Source organism: Alicyclobacillus sp. TC, assembly GCF_016804365.1.
Lineage (GTDB): Bacteria > Bacillota > Bacilli > Alicyclobacillales > Alicyclobacillaceae > Alicyclobacillus_I > Alicyclobacillus_I tolerans.
In genome coordinates this window covers 2,523,007-2,544,995 of the sequence record NZ_CP044434.1, presented here as the reverse complement: position 1 = coordinate 2,544,995, position 21,989 = coordinate 2,523,007, and the positions used below count along the sequence as shown (strand labels likewise).

The window sequence follows — 21,989 nt, the reverse complement described above, 5'->3', positions numbered from 1 at the left end:
TGTAATCTGACTTTGGCAAGATGAAACAGGGGTTGTCCGCAAATCAGTCCATAACTGAGGGACAGCCCCTTTTGTTTTCGATTTTGCGTCACAATAAACCTGGTATACAAAACTTCCCTTAACTCTCATATCCGGCGCTGCTTGGCGTTTAAATTCAGGTCAGGTATGACGAACACCGGTTGTCCCAAAAGATTGCAAAACTCGGTCTTCAGCAATCGACCATTCCATGGGACAATCGTGACTTACACTAACGACAACGCCGTGGTTTTGCAAGTTGTAAGTGGCTGTGTTGCTCTTGAATTGATTGTGATCGACCTCTGAAACAGCATTCTCTACAGCTAAATTGTACTGAGGGACTAAACTGGCAAGTACATGTTGTGGAAATCTACTGGCCGCATCGTAACCTGTGTTCATAATTTGTAGAGATGAAGTTTCGGCTGCTTGTAAGAGTGGTCCTGTTTCCACGTTGCCTGCGCCATATATCAAAAACGCTCCCTTTTCCGTAGCGTTGTGGATGGCAGATTGGATAGACATGGATGCAAACGGAGTCGGGAGACGCATGAGCATAGGTTTTTGTCCTGGATATGCTTGTGAAAATCCCTTGGCAAACGCATGAGCATTCGCTAACTCTTGTGCACTTTGTGAATTATAGAGAACTGCTACTTTCTGGGGCTTATTCATATTCTTTGACTTGTCTGCTAAACCTGCCAGATATCCCATGGCGTATGCTGCCTGTTGAGTGTCAAAAACAGCACCAGCAACATTCGCTTGACCTGTCGTTGCTTGACCCAGCAACAGAAAATGCGTAAGTGGATATTTCTTGGCAGCTGCTCGAACCGCAGATTCTCGAACTCCACTGGAAGCTACGATGAATTGAACATGCTGCTCGCCCAACTGTTCGAGATTGCTCATTTCATCCGCAACTGTATGAGATTGTACGACGCCTGGTTGAGTGTCTGCCATCTCATGCGACTTAACTAGTCCATTCCAGGCACCATCGTTTGCACCGAGATCGTTCATACCTTGTCTATTGGTGACCAACACGGTTTCAAAAGGGAGCGCTCTTGCCCCTGTTGCTTTCACTTCTGTATTCGTGCCGTTACGCTGGTGTTGTCTGGGCACGCTGCAACCGCTAACAGCCAACAGTGTAACAGCGGTTACCGCTAAGTAACGTATCCAATGTTGATTCATCGTACATCCCTCCGCTGTGCCTAATGTGCTTCTTTGCGGCAAGGTTTATGCAGTTGTTGGCAGAGTATTTGTTTGATACAGCTTTACATTTAATGGATGTTTGATATTTTTTATAGACCTTGCTAGGGTAGAAAATGAACCGGGAAGGATTTTGCTAAACCATCCATTTGGAACCTGAACAAAGAGGAGGCAATGGCCGTGCAAACAACGATTTTGATACTGCTGATTGCGGTTATCTTTATTCTCGTAGTTTTGCCGATTGGAGTATTGGGTTATCTCTATGTGCTCTCCAGAAAACCTCAGCATTCTGTGATACGTGCGCATCCCTATCTCGGATGGATGCGATATTTTTTGGAGAAACTCGGTCCAGAGTTTCGTCAGTATTGGTTTGACAATGATACGGAAGGACGACCTTTTTCCCGGGCTGATTTTTTAGCAGTTGTCTTTGCGGGGAAATATCGTACGGATTTAATCAGTTTTGGTGGGAAACGTGATTTTGAAAAGCCAGGTCTTTATTTGGCTAATGATGTTTTTCCAAAACTGACTAGCGAGTTGCGTGCTGCGAATGATGAAGCCATTCCAGCCAAAAAATACACCATTGTTCATGAAGGGTTATTCACGCGTCATGAAAAGATTGTGAATGATTCGGCCAAACGTTGGTTGTATTCAGAAGAGGACGCTGTGGTGGTGGGTGAATCGCGGCCACATCCCTGGAAGTTACGAGGTATGTTTGGAGTCTCTGCTACCTCTTATGGTGCCGTCGGAGAGCACTATATTCTTTCTACAGGACGTGGAGCGGCTATGGCTGGCGGCGCGTGGCTGAACACGGGTGAGGGAGGTGTAGCACCAGAGCATTTATCCACAGGCGTAGATGTGATAGCCCAAATTGGGCCTGGGTTGTTTGGTTTTCGGGACGATCACGGTCAGTTTTCTTTCGAGGAATTTGCTGCCCATGCGGCTCAACCCAACATTGTGGCTTTTGAGTTGAAATTTCATCAAGGTGCCAAAATCCGCGGCGGCCATCTGGAAGGTTCTAAAGTCAACGAGAAAATTGCCCATATACGAAAAGTTCCCGTGGGACAGACGGTCAACTCTCCGAATCGGTTTCCGTTCCTTCATAACGAAGAAGAAGCGTTGGAGTTTGTGAAAAAGTTGCAGGAAAAAGGCGGAAAACCTGTGGGTTTGAAAATTGTTGTGGGTAACGTGGAACGTTTGCAAAAACTGTTTATAGCTATGAAGAAGTTGAATATCTGTCCGGATTTCCTAACTGTGGATGGCAGCGAAGGAGGTTCCGGTGCGACATTCAAAGCTATGGCCGATGGCATGGGGTTGCCGCTTTTCTCAGCCCTGGTCGAGGTCGATAATGCGGCACGCCGTTATGGACTCCGTGATCGCATTAAAATTTTTGCATCTGGCAAATTGATTACCCCTGACAAAGTTGCGATTGCCCTTGCGCTTGGTGCGGATGCTGTCAACTCTGCCCGCGGATTTATGATTGCCAACGGATGTATTATGGCCATGCAGTGCCATACAGGAAAATGTCCTACGGGTATTACCACGACAGATCCCAAATACATGTCAGCGCTTGTACCGGAAGAGAAACAATATCGCGTTATGAATTACATTCTCCATGTGCGTGAAAGTGTTTTTGCTTTGGCGGCGGCCTGTGGGTTAGTCAGTCCGCGTGAATTTTCACGTGAACATGTGGTCTTTAAAGATACAGAGGGTCGAATTGTGAGTGCACTCGATCTCTTCCCCTATCCAAAACCGTTGGTGGGTGCAGAAGATACAGCGGTTTATCAACCATCTGCACAGTAAATAGATGGGCGGTAAAGTCAGATAAGAAGAGAGGCGATGTTTATGAAAGAGAAAATTATAGAATCGTTGCAGGGTATGCCAGAAGAAGAGTTACAGGCTATCTATCGCTTGATTGAAGCAAAAAAAGCGACTTATCACCGCCCATTGGCGTTTGTACAAGAGATGATGAAATTTGAAAATTGTGGACTGCATGATGGAGCCTATATTTACGAAATGACCGTTCAAGAAGAAATGCTCAATCGTTATGGCATTCTCCATGGTGGATTGATGACAGCTTTTATTGACACCGCTATGGCAGAAACAGCGTTTGCGGTCGATCATTCTGTAGGCAGGGCATTAACACTCAATTTGTCAGTCGATTTTATAGCCCCAGGACGTCTTTCAGATGTTTTGCAAGCACGCATCATGCCGATTCAAAACAGCCGTGCCATCCTTGTTTTTCGTGGCGAGGTTTTGAATCATGAGCAAAAACTCTTGGCAACCGCCTTGGCTCATTTTTACAAACAGCCAAGACGTACCGATGAACATGCATGAAAGAGAGGTTACAAAATTGACAAACACAACTGATACGGTACTCATCACTGGTGGCGCTACAGGTATTGGATTGGCTTTAGCTGAACGCTTTTTAGCACAGGGTTGTCAGGTGATTGTGATTGGTCGACGTGCCGAGAAATTAGCAGAGGCTCAAGACAAGCATCCGCGTCTGATTACACGTGTTGCTGATGTTGCAGATGAAGAAAGTCGCGTGGAACTTTACCATTGGGTTGTGGAAAATTACCCAGAGTGCAATTTGCTGGTGAATAACGCAGGCATTCAAAAGCGGATCAATCTGACAAAAATCTCTGACCGTTCCTGGTCAGAATTGCGAGAGGAAATTGCTATCAATTTAGAGGCGGCAATCCATTTGACGCTTCTATTTTTACCGCATTTGCGCAGTAAGGAGCGTGCGACCATCATTCAAGTTACATCGGGTCTCTCCTTGATTCCCGCACCCTTTGCGCCTATATACAGTGCTACCAAAGCAGCGCTGCGCTCTTTCACCCTCTCTTTACGCGAACAATTGGCGGATACCCAAGTGCGTGTGGTAGAAATTTTGCCACCTGCGGTCAATACCGATTTAGGTGGTGTTGGTTTGCATACGTTTGGTGAACCGTTGGATGCTTTTGCTGATGGAGTATTTGCGGATTATCTGCGTGGTGAAACTGAAATTGGCTACGGCGATGCCAAACAACGATTAGCCATGATGCCAAGTGAAATGCATCAGAGAATAGCAGGTATGTGGCGCGGTTTTCTCCAAAATAATCCGGATTTTTAACCTGTTGCGGTTGATGGAAGAGTATAAATGACCTATGGTTCGGCCTATACTGTCTATGAAAACTTTGTCATAGGGAGACAGCTGATGATGGCCGAAATTGTCAAGGGTGAACAGAATCATCTGGAGTCCGATCTCGATGATTGGCGCCGCCGCCGCCGCTATGCGTGGTTTTTTATAGCTGTGGGTGCTCTATTGTTTCTCATCGGTCCAATGGCTACGAGACCTATGTATTCGTTACTAGGTATGTTGACGATTGCTGTAGCTGCTATGGTATTGAAGCGAGTACGAACAGAAATGAATGTACTTGGAGCAGGTCTGGCAGGGGAAGAGGCAGCCATTCTCGCTTTTAGCGAATTACCCAGTGGATACACGGTATATTCTGATCTGGTTGTAGAATGGGACGGGAAATCGAGCCAGATTGATCACGTGATTGTTGCTCCTCATGGTGTGTTTGTTGTAGAAACCAAAAATATTGTAGGAACGATAGTCGGTCAAACGGAAGAATCGGATTGGATTCAATATAAAACAACTGCAAGCGGTCACACGTATGAAAAACGTGTATACTCTCCTCTCAAACAGGTGGGAACGCATGTCTACCGATTGGCAGAGCGGCTGAAAGAAGAAGGTGTGCGTGTTTGGGTGCAAGGCATTGTCTATTTTTCAAATCCAGATGTTCATTTGGATGTGGATGGCGATAGCCGAATGCCGATGTTTTTAGTAAGCCAAGGTGGGGCAGAGAAACTTTTGGATTACGTGGAAAATTACGAAGGCAAAGAGCTCTCCAAAGACGAACGAAGACGTATTGATCGGGTACTCCGAGAAAGTATGTTTGACCCCGATTAATCTTTTCCTGGATCCAACAAAAGTTTTCCAATAGAAAGGGTATTTCCTCCCAACGCTTGGTACATCCTGTTGCTACAGGATGTATTTTGTATCCCTAAAAAAGGGAGGAGAATTGCCATGAATCGTTTGAGATGGCGAAAAACCAGGCGTGGCCATCACTATCGTCGCAAAATAGGGAAGCGTACAAGGGTTGCTGTTGCAGGGCTGCTATCGCTTGTTGTGATAGGTGGCTGCGTGCGTTTGGTACAGGCGGTAGAAGGGGGAAATCTATATTCAGCCAGTCAGGGAGCGGAACTCAGTCGAATTCGGGAGGCGGCGAATCATAGCCATTTGGCCAATGTTTTGCTGCCCAACGGCAAAATTGGATTGGGCGATTTTCAATCTGTTTCAGCTGACGGGGGAGGTATATTGACCCTCAATTATGCGGATTACGTAGTCTATGAGTCAAATCATTCTCTTGTTCTTGACTCACCGGATATGGTAGAACATTTGGGGCCAATGGAAACGGCGCAAACGGTTGACTGGGAAACTTTCCAAACGCCTAATCAACCGACGCGCCACGCTCTTTTTATACAATATCAAAATGGACAAAATATATTGGTGATTGTAAGGAATCCATCAGAAAATTGGGGTTTAGAGGATATCCAATCCTTTGTCCAAAACTTGACGCCTCTGACCTGATGTGCTGTTTTTGACATGCAGTTGCAGATTGTCAATGAGGCGTGCCTTGCCGAGATAAACTGCAACGGCCAACATGATATCGCCTTCGATTTGCGCGGCAGGTTGTAAATCAGAGAGTCGCACCACTTCCACATAGTCAATTCGCAATTCTGGCTGGTCTTGCAAATGACTGTAGATGATTTGCCGAACACGATTTGGATCGGTCTCTCCTGCTTCAATAGCCGCTTTACCTTTCAATAATGCCTGATAAATTTGCGGCGCAGTTTGTCGTTGATGTTCATTCAGATAAACATTGCGTGAACTTTTAGCCAGTCCATCTTCTTCACGAACGGTAGGCACACCAATAATTTGGACAGGAAAGTTGAGATCTTCCACCATACGTTTGACTACGGCGAGTTGTTGTCCATCTTTCATACCAAAGAAGGCCAATTCTGGCTGGACTATATGGAGCAATTTAGCAACAACCGTAGCTACGCCCTGAAAATGTGTGGGTCGCGATTTTCCGCAAAGTTGGCTCGCCAGTTCGGGAAGTTCAATTCTTGTCAACGAAGGAGTTGGATACATCTCCTTTTCGTCTGGACGAAAGAGAAGTTGACATCCCACTTTTTTTAGCAATGCTTCGTCTCGTTCAGCGTCTCTTGGATACGTGGATAAATCCTCACCAGGCGCAAACTGAGTAGGATTTACAAAAATACTGACCACTACAAAATCACAATGTTTTCCTGCAACTTCCACAAGTCGAGCATGTCCCTCATGCAAGTAGCCCATGGTAGGAACAAAGCCAATTTTTTTGCCGGCTGCTTTGGCTTCTGCCAATCTTTCCCGAGTTTCCTGAATCGTGCATGTTATTCTCATGGGCGCATCTCTCCTTGCCTATCATGAGTTGCGGCGTGTTGCTGCAATTTCGTCAGCATACTCTTTTCATCCGAACGAAGATGTATAGATTGTTGTGGTCCAGGGAATTCTCCGTTTTGCACTTCCTCAACATATTTCATCCCCGCCTCTTTGAGGATGTCGGCCAGATGAGCATAGGCCTTATTGTGTTTGGGAATGTAACCGGAAGTATAGCCTGCCATATCGTGAAAGACGAGCACTTGACCGTCACAATGAGGGCCTGCACCAATGCCGATGGTTGGTATGGATAATGCTTCTGTCACCACTTGAGCCACTTCTGCGGGCACGACTTCCAGGACTATGGCAAAAGCTCCTGCATCCTGCAGTGCCAAAGCGTCTTCTAGAAGTCGAATGGCAGCTTCTTCTGTCCGTCCTTGCACATGGAACCCACCAAGAGCATGCACCGACTGCGGTGTTAAGCCAATATGACCCATCACAGGTATACCTGCTCCTACCAAGCGTTCCACAGTCGTTGACAATTCACGGCCACCTTCAATTTTGACGCCTTGTGCACCGCCTTCTTGCATGATTCTCCCAGCTGCACGCAATGCATCCTCTGTCGATACGTTATGTGTCAAAAAGGGCATATCAGCCACAACCATGGCTCTTTCGACGGCGCGGGAAACCATTTGCGTATGGTAGACCATGTGATCCAAAGTTACAGGTAAGGTTGTTGAATGGCCTTGTACAACCATGCCGAGTGAGTCACCAATTAACAAAATATGTAATCCTGATTGATCCATGATTCGCGCAGTTGGATAATCATAAGCAGTAAGCATAGCAATCTTTTCTTTCTTCTGTTTCATCTGTAAAAGATTGCGTATCGTGATTTGGGTCATTTTGGTTCTACCTCCACTCCTTATTTTTCTCGATCACGATTTCTTTTCTTTCTATCATGAGACAGTTCATCAACAAAGATGCGTTGTAATTGAATTTTTCGGACATTCGTTGAATGGTCGGCGTCGGCCATCTCAGCCATCCATAAGCTCAACTGAGCATAGCAAGATTGCAGAATAGGAAAAGCCTGCAGAGCATTGTAATGTTTTTCGATGGTTGCAAAATCTTTGCGTACCACTGGTCCAGTCAGCGCGTCATGTGTACCCAATTTTGCGACAGATTCTAGAGTCTGTCGCATGATGGGCAGGAATGGTGCAATACCATACTGGGTTGGCTGAATGGTTGCCACCGCATCAGCAAGCGCAACCAGCGCATTGGAGGCTAAAACGGCTGCTGCGTGATAACGCACTTTATCTGATTCTGCAAGATGGATGGTGTGTCCTTCAGCTTTACCCACTAAGATTTGTGCCCATTCACAGGCCAATGATTCTCCTTCAAGAGCAAAATACATCCCTCGTACCCATTGATCTGGAAGTTGCCAAGTTAAGGCTGCCAATGGATGGACGCTGGCTACAGAAATAGAGAATCTTTTAAGTGGGTTTAACTGTTGAGAAGACAGTGCTCCGGAAAGTTGCCAGGCCACTTGGGGAAATTTTGAAATCTTTTCTATTTCATGCACAAAACGTTCAGCAGTGGGCGCTATTTCAGTGTCCGGCGTACAAAAAATGACGCCGTCAATAGCAGCATCTTGTAAACGATAAGGCAAATGGCCCCAAGATAGTTGCTCAATTTTTGGAAATCGTTCTGCATAACGTATCGCGCTTTGACTTTTTTCGCTTGATATGACCACCATCACTACAGATTCACCAATCTGTAGAAACCAGCGCGTCACAGCAGCGGCAGCTTGTCCTGAACCTAACAAAAGCCATCTCATGCTGCCCGACTCCTTTGTCTTAATCGTTTACAATGACAGTTTATCAAATAATCAGTATCTAGACGTCTATCCATGACAATTCAGAACAAGAGTGCATTTATTACAACGTGCGTTGCACCAAATCTTTAAGGAGGGAATTCCATATGTACGGAGTATTTGGTGGGTACACACGTTGGGCTGTGGTGTTCCTGATCATCTTTGTTCTCTTCTTCTTGTTGGTTCCAACCTATACCACAACTTGCAACACCACACCTGTTCTTCCTTGAGTAAATTTAACTCAAATCCATTCGGCAGACATTCCAATGGTGAAGCATTCTCCATTGGAATGCTTTATTTTTGACCAAAGAAATGGCAGTGCGAACAACCGATGTCTGGGATCCATTTTATATTACTAAAGACATCGGGTTGTTCGCACTTCAGTTTGTCTAGGCGAAAACTTGTCAAAAACTAAAAGGAAATCCGCCAAACCCGCCATTCATGGGTCGATTAGGTGGATTTTGACCATTGAAAAACGGGAAGCCCCCCATTCCCATAGACTTTTGCCAGGCAAAGGGAGACCAGATTCCACCAAACCCTCCATCTTGCCAGCCAGAATTGGGAGTAGACGGTTGATTGGAGGCAGGATTCTGCCCATTTCCCCATCCTCCCATACCGCCAAAATTCATCCATCCACGATTGCCGCTCCATCGGCGTAGTCCTCCACTAAAAAGAGGCAGCAGCATCAGGGGAAGGAAACAGGGTTCAGCATCTACAGAGACAGATGAAGAAGCAGGTTTTACTGGTTTACTGGTTATTCTTCTCTCAGATTTTGTATGATGAGATTTATGTTTTATCGATTGATGATGTTTCATAAGCCACACCTCCATGCTCCTTATCTTCTACTTTATGATCTCTTGACACGGCGCATGGCGGAATACTTCCACATTGCGTGGATGGGTCAGGCATTGAAATATCGCTTGAGAATAGCATGTTTTCTTCTCTATACTAGATAAGGGATGTTGCAAGTGTGTTGATGCTTATAGGAGGTTGATGGGCAGTGTCTGAAGAAATAGTCATTAAGGTTAATGATAATGGTTCATTGCGGGTCAAAGGTCCGGTTATCTTGGAAGATGCTGAGGGTAATCGGTTTACAGTGAAAGAATCGTTCTCACTTTGCCGTTGCGGCCATTCTCAGAACAAGCCCTTCTGCGACGGTAGTCATCGTTCGGCAGGATTCAGCGACTGTGCACGCGCCAAATAGTTTTTTCAATGGCTAGCGCGGGTTGATTTCCTGCTATACAGATGAACCGGGTCCAATCCGGGTTAGAAAAATTTAGGCGATGGAGGGAGAAAATGGCGGACGGAGTTTCATTGCGAATTGAATACTGCACGTCCTGCGGCTTTCTGTCCGTCGCCATGCGTGTGGCTGAGGAATTGTTGAATCGTTATCGCAGCGGTATAGCAAAACTCGTATTCGTACCTCATTTTGGCGATGGATCTTTTGACGTTTATTTAGACGATGAATGCATTTTCTCAAAGCATGAACAGGGGCGTTTCCCGGAACGCATGGAAATTTGCAAAATATTGGAGCCCTATATACGACTTATTTAGAAGATTGTCAATTTGTATAGCCTAACTATTCAGCGATGGATGGTTATATGCAAAACATTAGCTTTGCATAATCCTCCATCGCTATTGTATTTTGTAACTGTATTTTTACGTTTTCTTTTTTATGACGGGTGTACAATTCGCTTTCTGCAGAAAGGAGCCGTAAGGCGTATGGATAAATATTTAGAAAAAACGCTGAGTGAAAATTGGCGCAGAGAAATGCAGGCAGCCCATCTATATCAAGTTTCTGCTGAAAAGGAGCAAGATGCGCGGCGCAAAAATATTTTGCAAAGACTGGCGGAGGTAGAGTATAAACACGCACAAATGTGGGCGGAAAAAATAGCCGATCTCGGTGGCACGGTAGAAGGGCTCAGTTACCCCAAGGTAGAATTGCCAGCCCATAGTGACGTTACTCAATTGATGGATGCCATTGAACGTGTGGAACAGGGGAATGAAGCTTGGTATGCTTCACAACGCAACGTCATTGATGACGATGATATCCATCGGATTCTCGATATCATTGACGAGGACGAGAAAAACCATCACGGTTTAGACGAACTCTTTAAACCAGCCATTGCTCCGCAGAAAAAGTTAAGTCGTATATGGGACAATGAGCGTTGGCATCGAAATAAAAGTGGCGGCTGGTTAGGTGATGCGATTTACGGAGTCAACGACGGATTAGGGGCTATTTTTGGAATTATTGCAGGTGTGGCAGGTTACACCAATCAAAATACGACCATACTCATTTCCGGATTTTTTGGCGCACTTGCTTCTACGCTATCCATGGGCGCTGGTGCTTGGTTGGCCACCAAATCGGAAAATGAACTGATGGAGTCAGAACTGGCTGCAGAGCGCAGGGAAATTGAAGAAGATCCCGATCATGAACGCGAAGAATTGGCGCTTCTCTATGAATTAAAAGGTTTCGAGCCGGCGGAAGCGGAGCGCATTGCTTCGCAAATTTCGGCGGATAAAGAGCAATTTATCAAAGCCATGGCCCAGGAGGAACTTGGAATTCACGAAACGAGTGAAGGCAATCCGTGGCAATCGGCTATTTTTGGTTCAGCATCGACATTTGTAGGAGCCATTGTGCCGTTGATTCCTTTCTTTTTCATGCAAGGGGTCGCGGCGTTGATTACAGCTGCGGTGGTCTCGATTGTTGCTCATTTTGTCGTGGGTGCTCTGAAAAGTCGAATGACGGTACGTTCTTGGTGGGCGAGTGGTTTGGAAATGACGCTGGTTGGTATTTTAGTGGGTGGTGTCTCCTACGGTCTGGGTGAACTGGGAAGAATCATTTTCTTACCGCATGCCTGAGACGTGAAATCAAGAAGTTTGGTTGACTATTCATGAATTAGAACCATTGCTCTTTGAAGGATTGCTTGATACGATAGGCCCAATCATTTTCCAGTGCAACGCAGAAACGGAGAGGATTGGGCTTTATGGTATGGTGGCGTAACCAAATTCCTCAACTTCATCCTGTCGTGTGGTTTCTTATTGCAGGTACTGGATTTACTCGCTTTGCCCAATTCATGGTCATGCCGTTTCTTGCACTTTACATGTCTCACGAAACGCAGGCTAGTCCAGCGGTAATAGGTCTAGCGGTAGGTTCGGCACCACTGGTAGGAACCTTATTTGGACTCTTTTCGGGAATCTTCTCTGACAAAATAGGCAGAAAGCGCTTTATGCTATTCGGCATGTTGTTGGGTACAGTTGCTATGATTGGCTTTGCAAATGCACGCAGTGTTGTTGCGTTTATTGTTTTTAGCAGTGTGAATGGGCTGGTTCGTCCACTTTTTGAACCGTCTGCACAGGCCACCATTGCTGATTTTACACCGGCTGATATGCGGGGGGCAGCTTTTGCGCTTCGCTACTGGGCCATTAATGTTGGTGCAGCCGTAGGCCCGTTGGTGGGCGCTTGGTTAGGCACGGTATCCAGTGGTTGGACTTTTTATATCACAGCTTCTGTAGATGCCTTATACGTTATCTTTCTCTTGGTGAAAGTGCCAGCCAATATTCAAAGTATGGATGTTCAACAGCCTATATCGACAGGGCTGAAAACACCTTCTCCTCTCCAGCTATTAGGAATTCTTGGTCGCGATAGAGCCTTTCTAATTTTTTTACTTGCCGTCCTTACGGAGACATTTGGATATGCTCAAATTAACTCTACGCTTCCGGAAAGCTTGGCTATGCACTATACGGTTTCTGTTTCTGCCCATATCTTCAGCTTGCTTGTTTTCACCAATGCGGTAGAAGTTGTAGTTTGTCAATGGTTTATCCACAAATCTGTGCAACGTTTGTCTGCCTTATCACAAATCGTGATCGGACAAATTCTATTTGCCGCAGGGTATGCTTTGTTTGGAATCCTCCATAGTCTCCCTGGAGAATTTCTGGGTATGGTTGTTCTCACGTTTGGGGAAATTTGTTCGTTCCCTCCCAGATCGCGCTATATTGCCGAGATAGCACCTTTGGGTGCGCGAGCTACTTATTATGGAGCCAGCAGTTTATCCTCGTTCGGTTTTTTTCTTGGTCCTTGGCTCGGTGGAGTGGTTTTGCGGGATTGGGGAGACGCCTGGATGTTTCGCTGTGTTGCCATGCTTGTACTCGCAGGAGTACCTCTGTTCTTATTGAGCCACTACATTCGCAAACTACATGTGAGTGTTGCTGAGAATACCCCCATACAAGGTTGAAACCAGAAAATGGTGGTTCCACGCGTCGATCTGATTAGAATTCTAGGTTGGCGCATGGAACCTTAGGGCATCAGGAGACTACTTGAATCATTCCTCCAGCGCGTCTGACAACATTGCGAATCATCTGTTCGGGTAATCTGAAGAGGATACCCGATGGATCGGAATGAACCCATTGGACAATACTATCCATATCTTTTTCCTGGATGTTGTAATCCGTCAATGTATCTGGTAGATGAATTTTAGCGCGTAAATTCTGAATGGCTTCCACGATGGCTTGAAGGCCGGCTTGTGGGGTTTCAGACGAAGCGTTGCAGCCTAGAATAGCGGCAAATTTTTGCGCTCGAGTTAAGTAAAAATCGGGTAATTCTTCGAGCACATAAGGCAATAAAACAGCATTCGCCAGTCCGTGCGGAATATTGAATTTTGCTCCTAAGGCGTGTGCCAGGTTATGAACGGGAATAGCATTCAGTGCTGTGCTGAAAGCGGTGATGGCCATGGCGCTGGCAATCAACAGGTTGGAACGAGCTTCCAGGTGTTGTCCGTTTGCTACAGCAAGAGGAAGATTTTCCACTATCATTTGTGCGGACTGAATCGCAAAGGCGTCTGTGATTGGGTCTGCAACTGGCGAGAAATAAGCTTCTAATGCGTGCGTTAGTGCATCCATACCCGTGAATGCCGTTATAAAAGCTGGCAAACCGACTGTCAAATCGGGATCGAGCAAAGCAAAATCGGCTGCTGCGTATGGATGAATGAGATTGGTCTTGACCTGTAGCATTTCATTGAATACGACGGAAATAGGTGAGACTTCTGCCCCAGTACCTGCGGTGGTAGGTAGGGCGATGTGTGGAATCGACATGCGCGTAGCGCGGGGAAAAGCCTCAATGGTGTTGGTGACCAGCGCCATGCGAATATCTGTCAAACCTTTATGCATCATCCACTTCATGGCTTTGACTGTATCGAGTACGCTGCCGCCGCCAAGAGCAATCAGGCAGTCAGCAGCAAGTGATTTGTAAACGCTGACAGCACGATTGATAATGGCACCTTTGGCATCCTGTTCAACTTCATCAAAAACGCCAACAAGTTGAACTGGTTGTGGCAAGCCTTCAAAGAGAGATGTAATCTGCTGGACGACACCTGCCTTTTTCAGGCCTTGATCAGTTACCAGCAAGGCGCGTTTTCCGCCAAGACCGCGCAATAGTTCCGGCAGCAGTGTGCGGCAACCCACACCACTATGAATTATCGTTGGCAGATTGAACTGGAAATGAGATGTTGTCATTCCCTTTTTCTACTCCTTTCTATGCCTTTTCTATGGGGCTCTCCAAAAGTAAATCCCACGCTACGCGACGTTTTTCTTCTGTAACGAGAGAAGCGTGAACATGTTTTAACTGTGAATATTCATCCAATGCGTATTTCCCCAATTCTCGACCAAATCCGCTCTGCTTGAAACCACCAAAAGGAGCATCGGAGCGCAGCATGTGCCAATCATTAATCCATACGGTGCCTGCACGTAATTGTCGGGCAATGCGGTATGCTTCATTGATATTTTGTGTCCAGACTCCAGCGGCCAGGCCGTAAATGGATTCGTTGGCCTTTTGCACTGCTTCGTCTACGTCTTTATACCGAATAACGGACAGGACTGGGCCAAAAATTTCTTCTTGAGCAATGCGCATCTGGTTGTCTACATCAGCAAAAATGGTCGGTGGAATGAAATATCCACCTTCGCATCCAGGAATCTGTACGGGCTTGCCGCCACAAACCAAACGAGCACCTTCTTGTTGTCCGATCTCGATATAGTTCAGTACGGTTTCCATCTGCTGTTTAGATACGAGTGGGCCCATGCGTGTTTCCATGTCAAACGGATCGCCCATACGAATAGCTTGAGCTTGTTCGGCCAGTTTGGCCAAGACTTGGTCGTACTGCGATTCATGTACAAATAGACGTGTGCCTGATTCGCAAATTTGTCCGCTATGCAAAAAGACGCCAAATAAGCTGCCGGGTATAGCTAATCTCAAATCGGCATCCGGCAAAAGAATGGAGGGAGATTTTCCGCCTAGCTCTAGAGTAACGCGTTTTATGGTGCCTGCTGCTTGACGCATAATGTTACGTCCTACTGTAGTTGATCCGGTAAAAGCTATTTTGTCCACGTCTGGATGCGTGACGAGCGCTTCGCCAACTTGACTGCCAGCGCCAGTGACCACATTCAAAACACCTGCGGGTATTCCGGCGCGAACAGCTAATTCAGCGAGTTTGAGAGTGGATAGAGGTGTATGGGATGCAGGTTTAATAACCATAGAATTACCCATGGCTAGAGCAGGAACGATTTTCCACATAGCTAAAATCATTGGGAAATTCCATGGAGTGATGGCTGCGCAAACGCCTATAGGTTCACGCCAAACTTGACCGTTGGCAGGGCCGGGATAGGGTGGGATGGGCAGGTATTCAACATATGGGTATGATTTCATAAATTCTGCTGTTTGCAAAAGGAGATCGGCGATTTGCAGGATATCCATGTTCCGGACTCTGCGGAGAGTTCCCCCGGAACTGAGTACTTCTAAATAAGCGAGTTCATCAGCATTTTGCATAATTTGTTGGGCAAAGCTGAGGAGCAAAGCCGCTCGGATTTCAATCGATTGTTTGGACCAGATACCGCTTTCAAAAGTGCGTCGGGCAATCGCTACAGCTTTGTCTACATCTTCCTTGTGGCCACTTGCTACTCGTGCTACCGTCTGACCATTACCTGGATAGATAATGTCAAACCATTCACCGGATTCTGCCGCTTGCCATTTTCCGTCCATAAACATTGGGAATTCTTTCACTTGTAGTACGGTTGACAATGGGATGCCTCCCTCCCAAAAATCATTCATACGACCGTTTGTTTGATGGAGGGCACGATTGGGTCGTACGTTTTCTGTTTTTACGAACAGATAAGATCAATATATTCTATTAATTCAGATTTATCTATAAAAAATTCTAAAATACTTTATAGAAAGAGTTCTAGCTGTATTTCTGCGTAAAAAAACAGGTGTTATGCAACACCTGTTTTAGAGTTGTGCTCAGTTCACAAATTAAAGCACTGTTAGAATCTCTGGTCCATTTTCTGTGATGGCCAGAGTATGTTCATATTGAATAGAGAGTCCACCATCTGCTGTGCGTGCAGTCCAACCATCTTCGTCAACGCGGCATTCGTATGTTCCTGTATTTACCATCGGTTCGATAGTAAAAGTCATGCCTTTTTTGATGCGTGGTCCTTTGTGGGGTGGCCCAAAATGTAAGACTTCTGGACTTTCATGCATTTTTCGCCCAATCCCGTGGCCAATAAAATCTCGTACTACTGAAAATCCTTGCGCTTCAACATATTGTTGGATAGCATGGCCGATATCGCTGATATGATGATCGATGACCGCCTCTTCGATACCTATCATGAGTGCACGTTCTGTCACTTCCATTAATTTTTGGGCGGTTTCACTGATGTCTCCAACGGCATAACTCCATGCAGAATCTGCATGCAATCCTTTATATTGAGCAACCATGTCTATGGTGATAATATCGCCGGATTGAAGTCGATATTCACTGGGGAAACCATGGCATACGACATCGTTAACAGAGGTACAGGCGGCAAATGGGTAACCTTTATAACCCTTTTGGGCAGGAATCATATGGTGGCGAGTCAGAAAATTTTCTACAAATTGATCGATTTCGAGCGTGCTCACGCCTTCTCGTACAAACTCTTTTAAAGCAGCGTGGCATTCAGCAACGACTTTACCAGCTTCTCGCATAATGCCAATTTCATGTCGGCTTTTCAGAACAATCAAGATACAGCCTCCTGTATAATCATTTTACATACCCTATTTTGGACAAACTGTGCTACATTACCTACAGAAGTATCTGAGGCGAATGTAGGGGGAACGGATATGGCATCACAAGTTTGTCCAGGTTGCAATGCTTCATTTATGCCGCTGCCGCCGTTTGATGTAGCGTGGACATGTCCATCCTGCGGTCAGGTTCTGCCGCCGGAAGAGAGGTACAATCCGCTTCATGATTCAAAATATCGATTGAAATATATCATGGAGCAATATGTGCGTTACTGGCTTCACAATGGTACGCAATGACAGAGGTTTAGGCACGACAAAAATTTGAAAAAAACTTTAACCTCTGAAAGTTCATTAAATGCCAATTGGTGTCTGATAGAGCGTTTGAGTAGAAAAGAATACTTCTGCGAGAATGAGTCCTAAGATAAAAATCGCAGTTCTTCGCGGCCAACTGAGACGTCTTCCGTCCGGTCGCAACTCAACAGCCGCAATGAGCAGAATTCCAGTTATGATAGCAAATACTATTTTGATACCATAGTGTAACAACGTATGCATATTCCATCGTCCTTTCAACATGTAGAATGGGATGAATCAGAACCAGCTTATTGAATGTAGTTTTTCCAACCTGCCATTGTTCGAGTAAAATAAAAATTCTACTCTATTCTATCTGCCGTGCGAACTTTTGCCAAACTGGGCGGCAGAATTTCTTTTTCCATTGTGCTTTCATATGATGCGCTGAGCAAAGTAAGCAAATTATAGGATGAAACTCGTATGGAGGAGAAGCATGATTTTAGGACTTGGCACGGACGTTGTAGAAATAGAGCGGATCGCCCGATTGATAAATTCCCAAAAAACGTCATTCAGTAAGCGCATATTGGGACCGGAAGAGCAAAAAACCTTCTGTCTGTTAGAAGGCAGACGTTTACACGAGTTTGTAGCTGGTCGGTTTGCGGCAAAAGAAGCTCTGGCTAAAGCGATTGGATGTGGATTGGCCAAGCTTCATCCTCATCAAGTGGATATTCTTCTTGGCAGTGCGGGTCTTACTGCGCGTTTCTACCATTCGGATGCGTTGTTACCTGTTGGCACTGAGGTGCGTTTAAGTTTGTCGCATGCTGCAGGAGTAGCATTTGCTGTTGCGATTTTATCGAATTGAAGAGCCATACATAATGAACGGACGGGCTGAATATCTATGAAACAAGCCTCGGGAGGGTACTCTTGTGTATCTGGTCACGAGTGAACAAATGAGAGAGCTCGATAGACACGCTGTAACGTCGCTTCACATTCCTGAGATTGTCCTTTTGCATCTGGCAGGCAAAGCTATTGCCGATGTGTTGGTACAGCGCGGACCGCGCGGCCATATCGTCGTACTGGCAGGAAAGGGGAACAATGGAGGAGACGGATATGCCGCAGCCCGTTGGTTAAAACATTACCAGTACTCCGTAGAAGTTGTCTCTTTGGTTCATCCTGAAACGCTAACAGGTAGTGTGGCTTTGGCTGCGCAAAGCGCCATAGCAGCCGGTGTGCCCGTTCGGGTATATAGCGGGCAACCGCTGCCTGAGGCTCAGCTCTACCTGGACGCGTTGCTTGGTACGGGCCAAAATCGACCGCCTGCTGATCGATTATTACAGATGCTGGAGTCGCTTGCTCACACATCTACACCGGTTTGGGCGGTTGATGTACCGACAGGAGTAGATACGGATACGGGAGCTGTTTATCCGGGCGCGGTCCAGGCAGTACTTACCATCGCCATGGCTGCGCAGAAAATCGGCACAGCGGTGACTCCTGGATGTTTGCAGGCTGGCGAGGTAGTGGTAGCTGATATTGGCATTCCGATTCTGCACAATCCATCCTTTGCGACTTGGATTGAGCCTGCTGAATTGGCTGCTCGTGCGGCATATCGACCTGTCACAGCGCATAAGGGATTGGCTGGTCATGTGGCAGTTATTGTCGGTTGTTTGCCGGGTGCAGCGAAGCTTGCAGCGTTGGCTGCAGCTCGGAGTGGAGCAGGGCGCATTTCACTGTTAACCGCTTCAGCCATTGAACCGCCGCTACCCGATATGCTGATGATTCCAGTAAATGGAGCGTTGCGTAACAGTTTGCCAGAAGGAGCCGTTTTCTTAATGGGTCCCGGTATGCTTGACGCTTGGCCGATTGAGGTGGTATGGAGTGTTGTGGAAAGTGGCGGTAAGGTAGTGTTGGATGCGGAAGCGATGGATGCCTGGTTAAGCGCTCCAGAGGAGCGGCGTTTGGCTGATCCGTTCCTGGCAGAACGGGTGGTGCTTACTCCGCATCCTAAGGAATGTGCTCGATTAATCGGTTGGACAGTTGATTCTGTTCAGAAACATCGCCTTGCTGCCGCCCGACGACTCAGCCAACAGGCGAATGCCACTGTACTGTTGAAAGGTTATCGGAGTATAGTGAATTCTCAGCAGAGTGTATCTGTCAATCCGGTAGGCGGACCTTCGCTTGCTGTAGCCGGCTCAGGAGATGTTTTAGCAGGGGTTATCGCGGCGTTACTCGCCCAAGGATTGTCAGCCTACGATGCAGCCCGATTAGGTTGTTGGCTGCACGGAAGGGCTGGGGATCGACTGGCAAGGCGGATACCGGCTGCTGCTTGTATGGCTTCCGATGTTGTGCAAGAATTGCCGCAGGCTTTAGCTGATGCGCTAGGTGTAAAGATGAAATCGACGGATAAGTGAAAGCGTTGCGTTACTCGCGTGTGTCTGTCGCGGAAAGGCGAGGTGGCACATGCGTAAATGGGCAGTCGCGTTGGGCGTCCTGGTCGTTGTGGGTGGACTTGTAGTGGGTTGCGGCACACAGAATGGTGAAAAAAGTGTAGCCAGCAAGCTAGAAGCGCACGTCAAGACATTGGACGGATCGAACTATAAAAGTACAGCCATGATGACTGTGCAGATGGATAATGGTTCGCAAACTTACTATGTCGAGACGTGGTATGAATCTCCAGAGGTTTATCGCATTGCTTTGGGTGACGCCAACAAGCAAATTAACCAAATCATTGTCCACAACCAAAATGGCATGTTCATTGTCTCGCCCTCGTTGGGCAAAGTGTTCCGTTTCAACGGGAATTGGGCACAAAACCAAGGACACATATATCTTTATAATCAAATTTTGTCAAATATTGTATCTAGCAAGGATATTCAATTTACCAAAAGTGACGGCAATTACAATTTTGAATTGCCAGTTTCTCCAGCTAATGATGTGGTAACTCGCGAACGTGTGCAGTTGGATGCAAAGACGCTTAATCCAGAGCAGATTGTCTTGATGGATAAATCATCCACGCCTGTAGTTACCCTTAAGTATGAATCGTTCCAGACGGGTATTAAATTTTCTCCCGATGACTTCAATCCGCAGGCTCTGGTTGGTGGAGAGAAAGCTAAAACGACGCTTTCTACAGGGGATAGCGCAGCTTCGGATGGTCCGGGCTATATCAATCCCACCCTTACTTACGGCGATAAGCTGGACAGTATGTGGCAAGTGAGTGACACGGATGCCATCATGCGATTTACGGGCGATCACGCTTTCACTTTAGAGGAATGGCGTCCTGTTTCTACTGTATCAGGGTTGCCGTCTGGTGAAATGATCAACCTTTATGGTGTACCTGCTGTGTATACGGATGGCGGCGGTGCAAGACAGTTATTCTGGTTGAACAACGGCGTTGAGTTTTCCATTACCTCCAGCGCGCTTTCTCTGAATCAGATGGCAGATGTAGCCATGTCTACTTTCAATCAGGTTGGCAAATAGCCAGTGTCTAGTGATTACCAATGATATGAAAAATGGCGTACCTGTTAGATGGTGCGCCTTTTTTTTGCAAAAGATGCAACAGAAGTTCTAAAACACGCTGCCTTCCTGAATATGTATTTTTCGAAAAACACAACTATGTGCTGGCGACGTTTTTGTGAATGACGTTGCAAAACAAAGATTTTTATGTCAGTTGACACGGAGTAGCTTTGTAAAAGTTGAGCGAATTTCTCCATCATTAAACGAGTTTGCTTTTTTGATATAAGATAAAACATAATAAACAAGCTCTAAATGGAGAGCGAGGTTTTAACTCTGAAAATTAAAAAGGTAGTTTATTTTGTTGCTCGTAGTGAAAATGTTCCTCATGTTTTACAAGAAGCGTTATTTCGATCCCCTACTCAAAATGTCACTATTTTTTTCGATTTGGAAGGGGCTCGAGCATTAGATGAGCATTATGCTAGGTTGATTTCACAGGAGAAAAAAATAAATTTATTTCAATTGCTTCAACAAGCCAGAGATGCTGGTATTGAAATGTTTGTTTGTCAAATGAATGTAATGGAAAGTTGTCAGATTCATTGTTTAGATGGAATAGCATCTGCTGGCGTGGTTACCTTTTTAGAGTATAGTTATGAAGCAGATGCGATTTTTAGTTACTAAGGGTGTATGGTGATGGCTACAAAAAAAGTTGTTTTGCTGGTTTTGCACAGTGAACTAGAATCGGCATACCCGCCACTGAATATAGCATTAGGTGCAATATCATCAGGAGCGAATGTCATATTAGCCTTTAGTCATGAAGGCGTAGATATACTTTTACCGAATTATATACCGATACCATCCGTAGGAAGCATAGATATTGCCAACGGTTTATCAGATTTTGGGGCACCTAGTATTGAGGAATTGATAACGATTGCATCAGAATCGGGAGTTCGTTTGATTATCGTCGATAATATGATTCTGACTAATTGGAATGTTGAGCGAAAAGAGTTGCGTTGGGTATTGAATGAAGCTGCAGACGCCGATTTATTTCTTCACTTTTAATACGTTTCGATCTGCAGGTATGGTATCCGATGGGGCACTTCGTTGCTTCATGGGTTACAACATAGTGTATTGGGGAGCCGACGAAGGCCGCTTAAAGTTTCGTTGTCCACATGCAGTAGGAAAGGTTGACTCCCCACTTGGGTCTGTTGCTTGCTCTCATTCCAACTACGGAATGGTGGTCAAAAAAAGTATCGCCGAGGATGTCAGGCGTTACGCCAATCCGCACCGAAACACTCGGCGTTGGATAGAACTCCACAGAGAATGAACTTCGGTGGAGCAATGGAAATCCCGGCTCAAAGAAAATCTTACAGCCAATGACACGCACGTCCGTGGCATTGAGAAGGTCACCACATACGTTTACCTCAATGCGTATGTTCTACTTGCTTCTGCACTAGCGATGAACACGACAGCAAGCTCGCTGAAGATGGCATAATCCCTTGATTTTTGGCGCTCTGTGATTGATAAGGGCATGTGGAACCTATGCAACACAAATCACATAGCTGCATTCATTTCGGTGTCCATGGTAGAATCCAATCAGAATCAATATCTAAATTTTATATGCAAATTCCCAATGATAAACTTTCATATTTTTTATCGGA

General features: G+C 45.9%; 25 protein-coding genes and 1 pseudogene. 17 read left to right on the top strand and 9 right to left on the bottom strand.

The window, feature by feature from the left end:
- Positions 1-159: 159 nt before the first annotated feature.
- Positions 160-1,191, bottom strand: a complete 1,032-nt coding sequence (locus FY534_RS12510; protein WP_203114742.1) for a BMP family ABC transporter substrate-binding protein — start codon at positions 1,189-1,191, stop codon at positions 160-162.
- Between the two features lie 192 nt (positions 1,192-1,383).
- Here FY534_RS12510 and FY534_RS12505 point away from each other — a divergent pair, with 192 nt between their 5' ends.
- The 5 genes from FY534_RS12505 (at position 1,384) to FY534_RS12485 (ending at position 5,848) form a co-directional block, all read left to right on the top strand.
- On the top strand, positions 1,384-3,009 hold the full coding sequence (locus tag FY534_RS12505; RefSeq protein ID WP_203114741.1) for an FMN-binding glutamate synthase family protein: 1,626 nt from the start codon (positions 1,384-1,386) through the stop codon (positions 3,007-3,009).
- 42 nt (positions 3,010-3,051) lie between these two features.
- Entirely contained in the window at positions 3,052-3,543 is a 492-nt protein-coding gene (locus FY534_RS12500) for a PaaI family thioesterase (protein WP_072873324.1), read from the top strand.
- Between the two features lie 16 nt (positions 3,544-3,559).
- Entirely contained in the window at positions 3,560-4,324 is a 765-nt protein-coding gene (locus tag FY534_RS12495) for an SDR family oxidoreductase (protein ID WP_203114740.1), read from the top strand.
- 27 nt (positions 4,325-4,351) lie between these two features.
- Positions 4,352-5,167, top strand: coding sequence for a nuclease-related domain-containing protein (locus tag FY534_RS12490; protein WP_203114739.1), 816 nt, complete (start codon positions 4,352-4,354; stop codon positions 5,165-5,167).
- Positions 5,168-5,284: 117 nt separating this feature from the next.
- Complete coding sequence (locus tag FY534_RS12485; protein WP_072873327.1) at positions 5,285-5,848, top strand: hypothetical protein; 564 nt, start codon at positions 5,285-5,287, stop codon at positions 5,846-5,848.
- On the opposite strand, the gene panC is transcribed toward FY534_RS12485, so the two are convergent.
- Genes panC through FY534_RS12470 form a run of 3 tightly spaced genes read right to left on the bottom strand, consistent with a single transcriptional unit; the run spans position 5,801 to position 8,513 of the window.
- Positions 5,801-6,703 carry a pantoate--beta-alanine ligase gene (gene panC / locus FY534_RS12480; RefSeq protein ID WP_203114738.1) on the bottom strand — a complete coding sequence of 301 codons (903 nt, stop codon included), beginning with the start codon at positions 6,701-6,703 and terminating at the stop codon, positions 5,801-5,803. The two genes, FY534_RS12485 and panC, sit on opposite strands and share 48 nt — an antisense overlap.
- On the bottom strand, positions 6,700-7,581 hold the full coding sequence (gene panB, locus FY534_RS12475; RefSeq protein WP_203114737.1) for a 3-methyl-2-oxobutanoate hydroxymethyltransferase: 882 nt from the start codon (positions 7,579-7,581) through the stop codon (positions 6,700-6,702). The genes panC and panB overlap by 4 nt, the downstream gene beginning before the upstream one ends.
- A 20-nt stretch (positions 7,582-7,601) precedes the next feature.
- Positions 7,602-8,513, bottom strand: coding sequence for a DUF2520 domain-containing protein (locus tag FY534_RS12470; RefSeq protein WP_203114736.1), 912 nt, complete (start codon positions 8,511-8,513; stop codon positions 7,602-7,604).
- A 143-nt stretch (positions 8,514-8,656) separates the two neighbouring features.
- Between FY534_RS12470 and FY534_RS14885 the strand changes: the two genes are divergently transcribed.
- A complete protein-coding gene (locus FY534_RS14885; protein ID WP_255567373.1) occupies positions 8,657-8,779 on the top strand; it encodes a hypothetical protein in 123 nt (40 codons plus the stop codon).
- 174 nt (positions 8,780-8,953) lie between these two features.
- Here FY534_RS14885 and FY534_RS12465 read toward each other — a convergent pair whose 3' ends face one another.
- Entirely contained in the window at positions 8,954-9,364 is a 411-nt protein-coding gene (locus FY534_RS12465) for a hypothetical protein (protein WP_203114735.1), read from the bottom strand.
- A 185-nt stretch (positions 9,365-9,549) separates the two neighbouring features.
- Here FY534_RS12465 and FY534_RS12460 point away from each other — a divergent pair, with 185 nt between their 5' ends.
- The 4 genes from FY534_RS12460 to FY534_RS12445 all read left to right on the top strand — a co-directional run bounded on the left by FY534_RS12460 (position 9,550) and on the right by FY534_RS12445 (position 12,784).
- Positions 9,550-9,753 (top strand): CDGSH iron-sulfur domain-containing protein, encoded by a 204-nt coding sequence (locus FY534_RS12460; protein WP_072873331.1) that lies wholly within the window; start codon positions 9,550-9,552, stop codon positions 9,751-9,753.
- A 92-nt stretch (positions 9,754-9,845) separates the two neighbouring features.
- Positions 9,846-10,103 carry an Rdx family protein gene (locus FY534_RS12455; RefSeq protein WP_203114734.1) on the top strand — a complete coding sequence of 86 codons (258 nt, stop codon included), beginning with the start codon at positions 9,846-9,848 and terminating at the stop codon, positions 10,101-10,103.
- Positions 10,104-10,271: 168 nt separating this feature from the next.
- Positions 10,272-11,411, top strand: coding sequence for a VIT1/CCC1 transporter family protein (locus tag FY534_RS12450; RefSeq protein ID WP_072873333.1), 1,140 nt, complete (start codon positions 10,272-10,274; stop codon positions 11,409-11,411).
- Positions 11,412-11,536: 125 nt separating this feature from the next.
- On the top strand, positions 11,537-12,784 hold the full coding sequence (locus FY534_RS12445; protein ID WP_203114732.1) for an MDR family MFS transporter: 1,248 nt from the start codon (positions 11,537-11,539) through the stop codon (positions 12,782-12,784).
- Positions 12,785-12,854: 70 nt separating this feature from the next.
- On the opposite strand, the gene FY534_RS12440 is transcribed toward FY534_RS12445, so the two are convergent.
- The 3 genes from FY534_RS12440 to map form a co-directional block, all read right to left on the bottom strand.
- Positions 12,855-14,060: an iron-containing alcohol dehydrogenase gene (locus FY534_RS12440; protein WP_203114731.1), complete on the bottom strand. Its 1,206-nt coding sequence runs from the start codon at positions 14,058-14,060 to the stop codon at positions 12,855-12,857.
- A 19-nt stretch (positions 14,061-14,079) separates the two neighbouring features.
- Complete coding sequence (locus tag FY534_RS12435; protein WP_370541575.1) at positions 14,080-15,585, bottom strand: aldehyde dehydrogenase family protein; 1,506 nt, start codon at positions 15,583-15,585, stop codon at positions 14,080-14,082.
- A gap of 264 nt (positions 15,586-15,849) precedes the next feature.
- On the bottom strand, positions 15,850-16,596 hold the full coding sequence (gene map, locus FY534_RS12430) for a type I methionyl aminopeptidase (RefSeq protein ID WP_203114729.1): 747 nt from the start codon (positions 16,594-16,596) through the stop codon (positions 15,850-15,852).
- Positions 16,597-16,695: 99 nt separating this feature from the next.
- Here map and FY534_RS12425 point away from each other — a divergent pair, with 99 nt between their 5' ends.
- Positions 16,696-16,893, top strand: coding sequence for a hypothetical protein (locus FY534_RS12425; protein ID WP_072873338.1), 198 nt, complete (start codon positions 16,696-16,698; stop codon positions 16,891-16,893).
- A gap of 54 nt (positions 16,894-16,947) precedes the next feature.
- Here FY534_RS12425 and FY534_RS12420 read toward each other — a convergent pair whose 3' ends face one another.
- Positions 16,948-17,148 (bottom strand): hypothetical protein, encoded by a 201-nt coding sequence (locus FY534_RS12420; RefSeq protein ID WP_072873339.1) that lies wholly within the window; start codon positions 17,146-17,148, stop codon positions 16,948-16,950.
- Between the two features lie 229 nt (positions 17,149-17,377).
- Here FY534_RS12420 and acpS point away from each other — a divergent pair, with 229 nt between their 5' ends.
- From acpS to FY534_RS14750, 6 genes and pseudogenes are all read left to right on the top strand, one after another.
- Positions 17,378-17,746 carry a holo-ACP synthase gene (gene acpS / locus FY534_RS12415; RefSeq protein WP_072873340.1) on the top strand — a complete coding sequence of 123 codons (369 nt, stop codon included), beginning with the start codon at positions 17,378-17,380 and terminating at the stop codon, positions 17,744-17,746.
- Between the two features lie 64 nt (positions 17,747-17,810).
- Entirely contained in the window at positions 17,811-19,292 is a 1,482-nt protein-coding gene (locus FY534_RS12410; RefSeq protein WP_203114728.1) for an NAD(P)H-hydrate dehydratase, read from the top strand.
- A gap of 49 nt (positions 19,293-19,341) precedes the next feature.
- Positions 19,342-20,355, top strand: coding sequence for a LolA family protein (locus FY534_RS12405; protein ID WP_083574069.1), 1,014 nt, complete (start codon positions 19,342-19,344; stop codon positions 20,353-20,355).
- A 288-nt stretch (positions 20,356-20,643) separates the two neighbouring features.
- A complete protein-coding gene (locus FY534_RS12400; RefSeq protein WP_203114727.1) occupies positions 20,644-21,009 on the top strand; it encodes a DsrE/DsrF/DrsH-like family protein in 366 nt (121 codons plus the stop codon).
- 12 nt (positions 21,010-21,021) lie between these two features.
- Positions 21,022-21,390, top strand: a complete 369-nt coding sequence (locus FY534_RS12395; protein WP_203115630.1) for a DsrE family protein — start codon at positions 21,022-21,024, stop codon at positions 21,388-21,390.
- A gap of 16 nt (positions 21,391-21,406) precedes the next feature.
- Positions 21,407-21,823: pseudogene (locus FY534_RS14750) on the top strand (DDE transposase); the annotation flags it as partial.
- Between the last annotated feature and the right edge of the window lie 166 nt (positions 21,824-21,989).

Excerpts from the sequence above, each read along its gene's own strand:
- FY534_RS12510 (WP_203114742.1), bottom strand. The coding sequence starts at position 1,191 with ATGAATCAACATTGGATACGTTACTTAGCGGTAACCGCTGTTACACTG.
- FY534_RS12505 (WP_203114741.1), top strand. The coding sequence starts at position 1,384 with ATGGCCGTGCAAACAACGATTTTGATACTGCTGATTGCGGTTATCTTT.
- FY534_RS12500 (WP_072873324.1), top strand. The coding sequence starts at position 3,052 with ATGAAAGAGAAAATTATAGAATCGTTGCAGGGTATGCCAGAAGAAGAG.
- FY534_RS12490 (WP_203114739.1), top strand. The coding sequence starts at position 4,352 with ATGACCTATGGTTCGGCCTATACTGTCTATGAAAACTTTGTCATAGGG.
- FY534_RS12485 (WP_072873327.1), top strand. The coding sequence starts at position 5,285 with ATGAATCGTTTGAGATGGCGAAAAACCAGGCGTGGCCATCACTATCGT.
- panC (WP_203114738.1), bottom strand. The coding sequence starts at position 6,703 with ATGAGAATAACATGCACGATTCAGGAAACTCGGGAAAGATTGGCAGAA.
- panB (WP_203114737.1), bottom strand. The coding sequence starts at position 7,581 with ATGACCCAAATCACGATACGCAATCTTTTACAGATGAAACAGAAGAAA.
- FY534_RS12470 (WP_203114736.1), bottom strand. The coding sequence starts at position 8,513 with ATGAGATGGCTTTTGTTAGGTTCAGGACAAGCTGCCGCTGCTGTGACG.
- FY534_RS14885 (WP_255567373.1), top strand. The coding sequence starts at position 8,657 with ATGTACGGAGTATTTGGTGGGTACACACGTTGGGCTGTGGTGTTCCTG.
- FY534_RS12465 (WP_203114735.1), bottom strand. The coding sequence starts at position 9,364 with ATGAAACATCATCAATCGATAAAACATAAATCTCATCATACAAAATCT.
- FY534_RS12455 (WP_203114734.1), top strand. The coding sequence starts at position 9,846 with ATGGCGGACGGAGTTTCATTGCGAATTGAATACTGCACGTCCTGCGGC.
- FY534_RS12450 (WP_072873333.1), top strand. The coding sequence starts at position 10,272 with ATGGATAAATATTTAGAAAAAACGCTGAGTGAAAATTGGCGCAGAGAA.
- FY534_RS12445 (WP_203114732.1), top strand. The coding sequence starts at position 11,537 with ATGGTATGGTGGCGTAACCAAATTCCTCAACTTCATCCTGTCGTGTGG.
- FY534_RS12440 (WP_203114731.1), bottom strand. The coding sequence starts at position 14,060 with ATGACAACATCTCATTTCCAGTTCAATCTGCCAACGATAATTCATAGT.
- FY534_RS12435 (WP_370541575.1), bottom strand. The coding sequence starts at position 15,585 with ATGTTTATGGACGGAAAATGGCAAGCGGCAGAATCCGGTGAATGGTTT.
- FY534_RS12425 (WP_072873338.1), top strand. The coding sequence starts at position 16,696 with ATGGCATCACAAGTTTGTCCAGGTTGCAATGCTTCATTTATGCCGCTG.
- FY534_RS12420 (WP_072873339.1), bottom strand. The coding sequence starts at position 17,148 with ATGCATACGTTGTTACACTATGGTATCAAAATAGTATTTGCTATCATA.
- acpS (WP_072873340.1), top strand. The coding sequence starts at position 17,378 with ATGATTTTAGGACTTGGCACGGACGTTGTAGAAATAGAGCGGATCGCC.
- FY534_RS12405 (WP_083574069.1), top strand. The coding sequence starts at position 19,342 with ATGCGTAAATGGGCAGTCGCGTTGGGCGTCCTGGTCGTTGTGGGTGGA.
- FY534_RS12400 (WP_203114727.1), top strand. The coding sequence starts at position 20,644 with ATGGAGAGCGAGGTTTTAACTCTGAAAATTAAAAAGGTAGTTTATTTT.
- FY534_RS12395 (WP_203115630.1), top strand. The coding sequence starts at position 21,022 with ATGGCTACAAAAAAAGTTGTTTTGCTGGTTTTGCACAGTGAACTAGAA.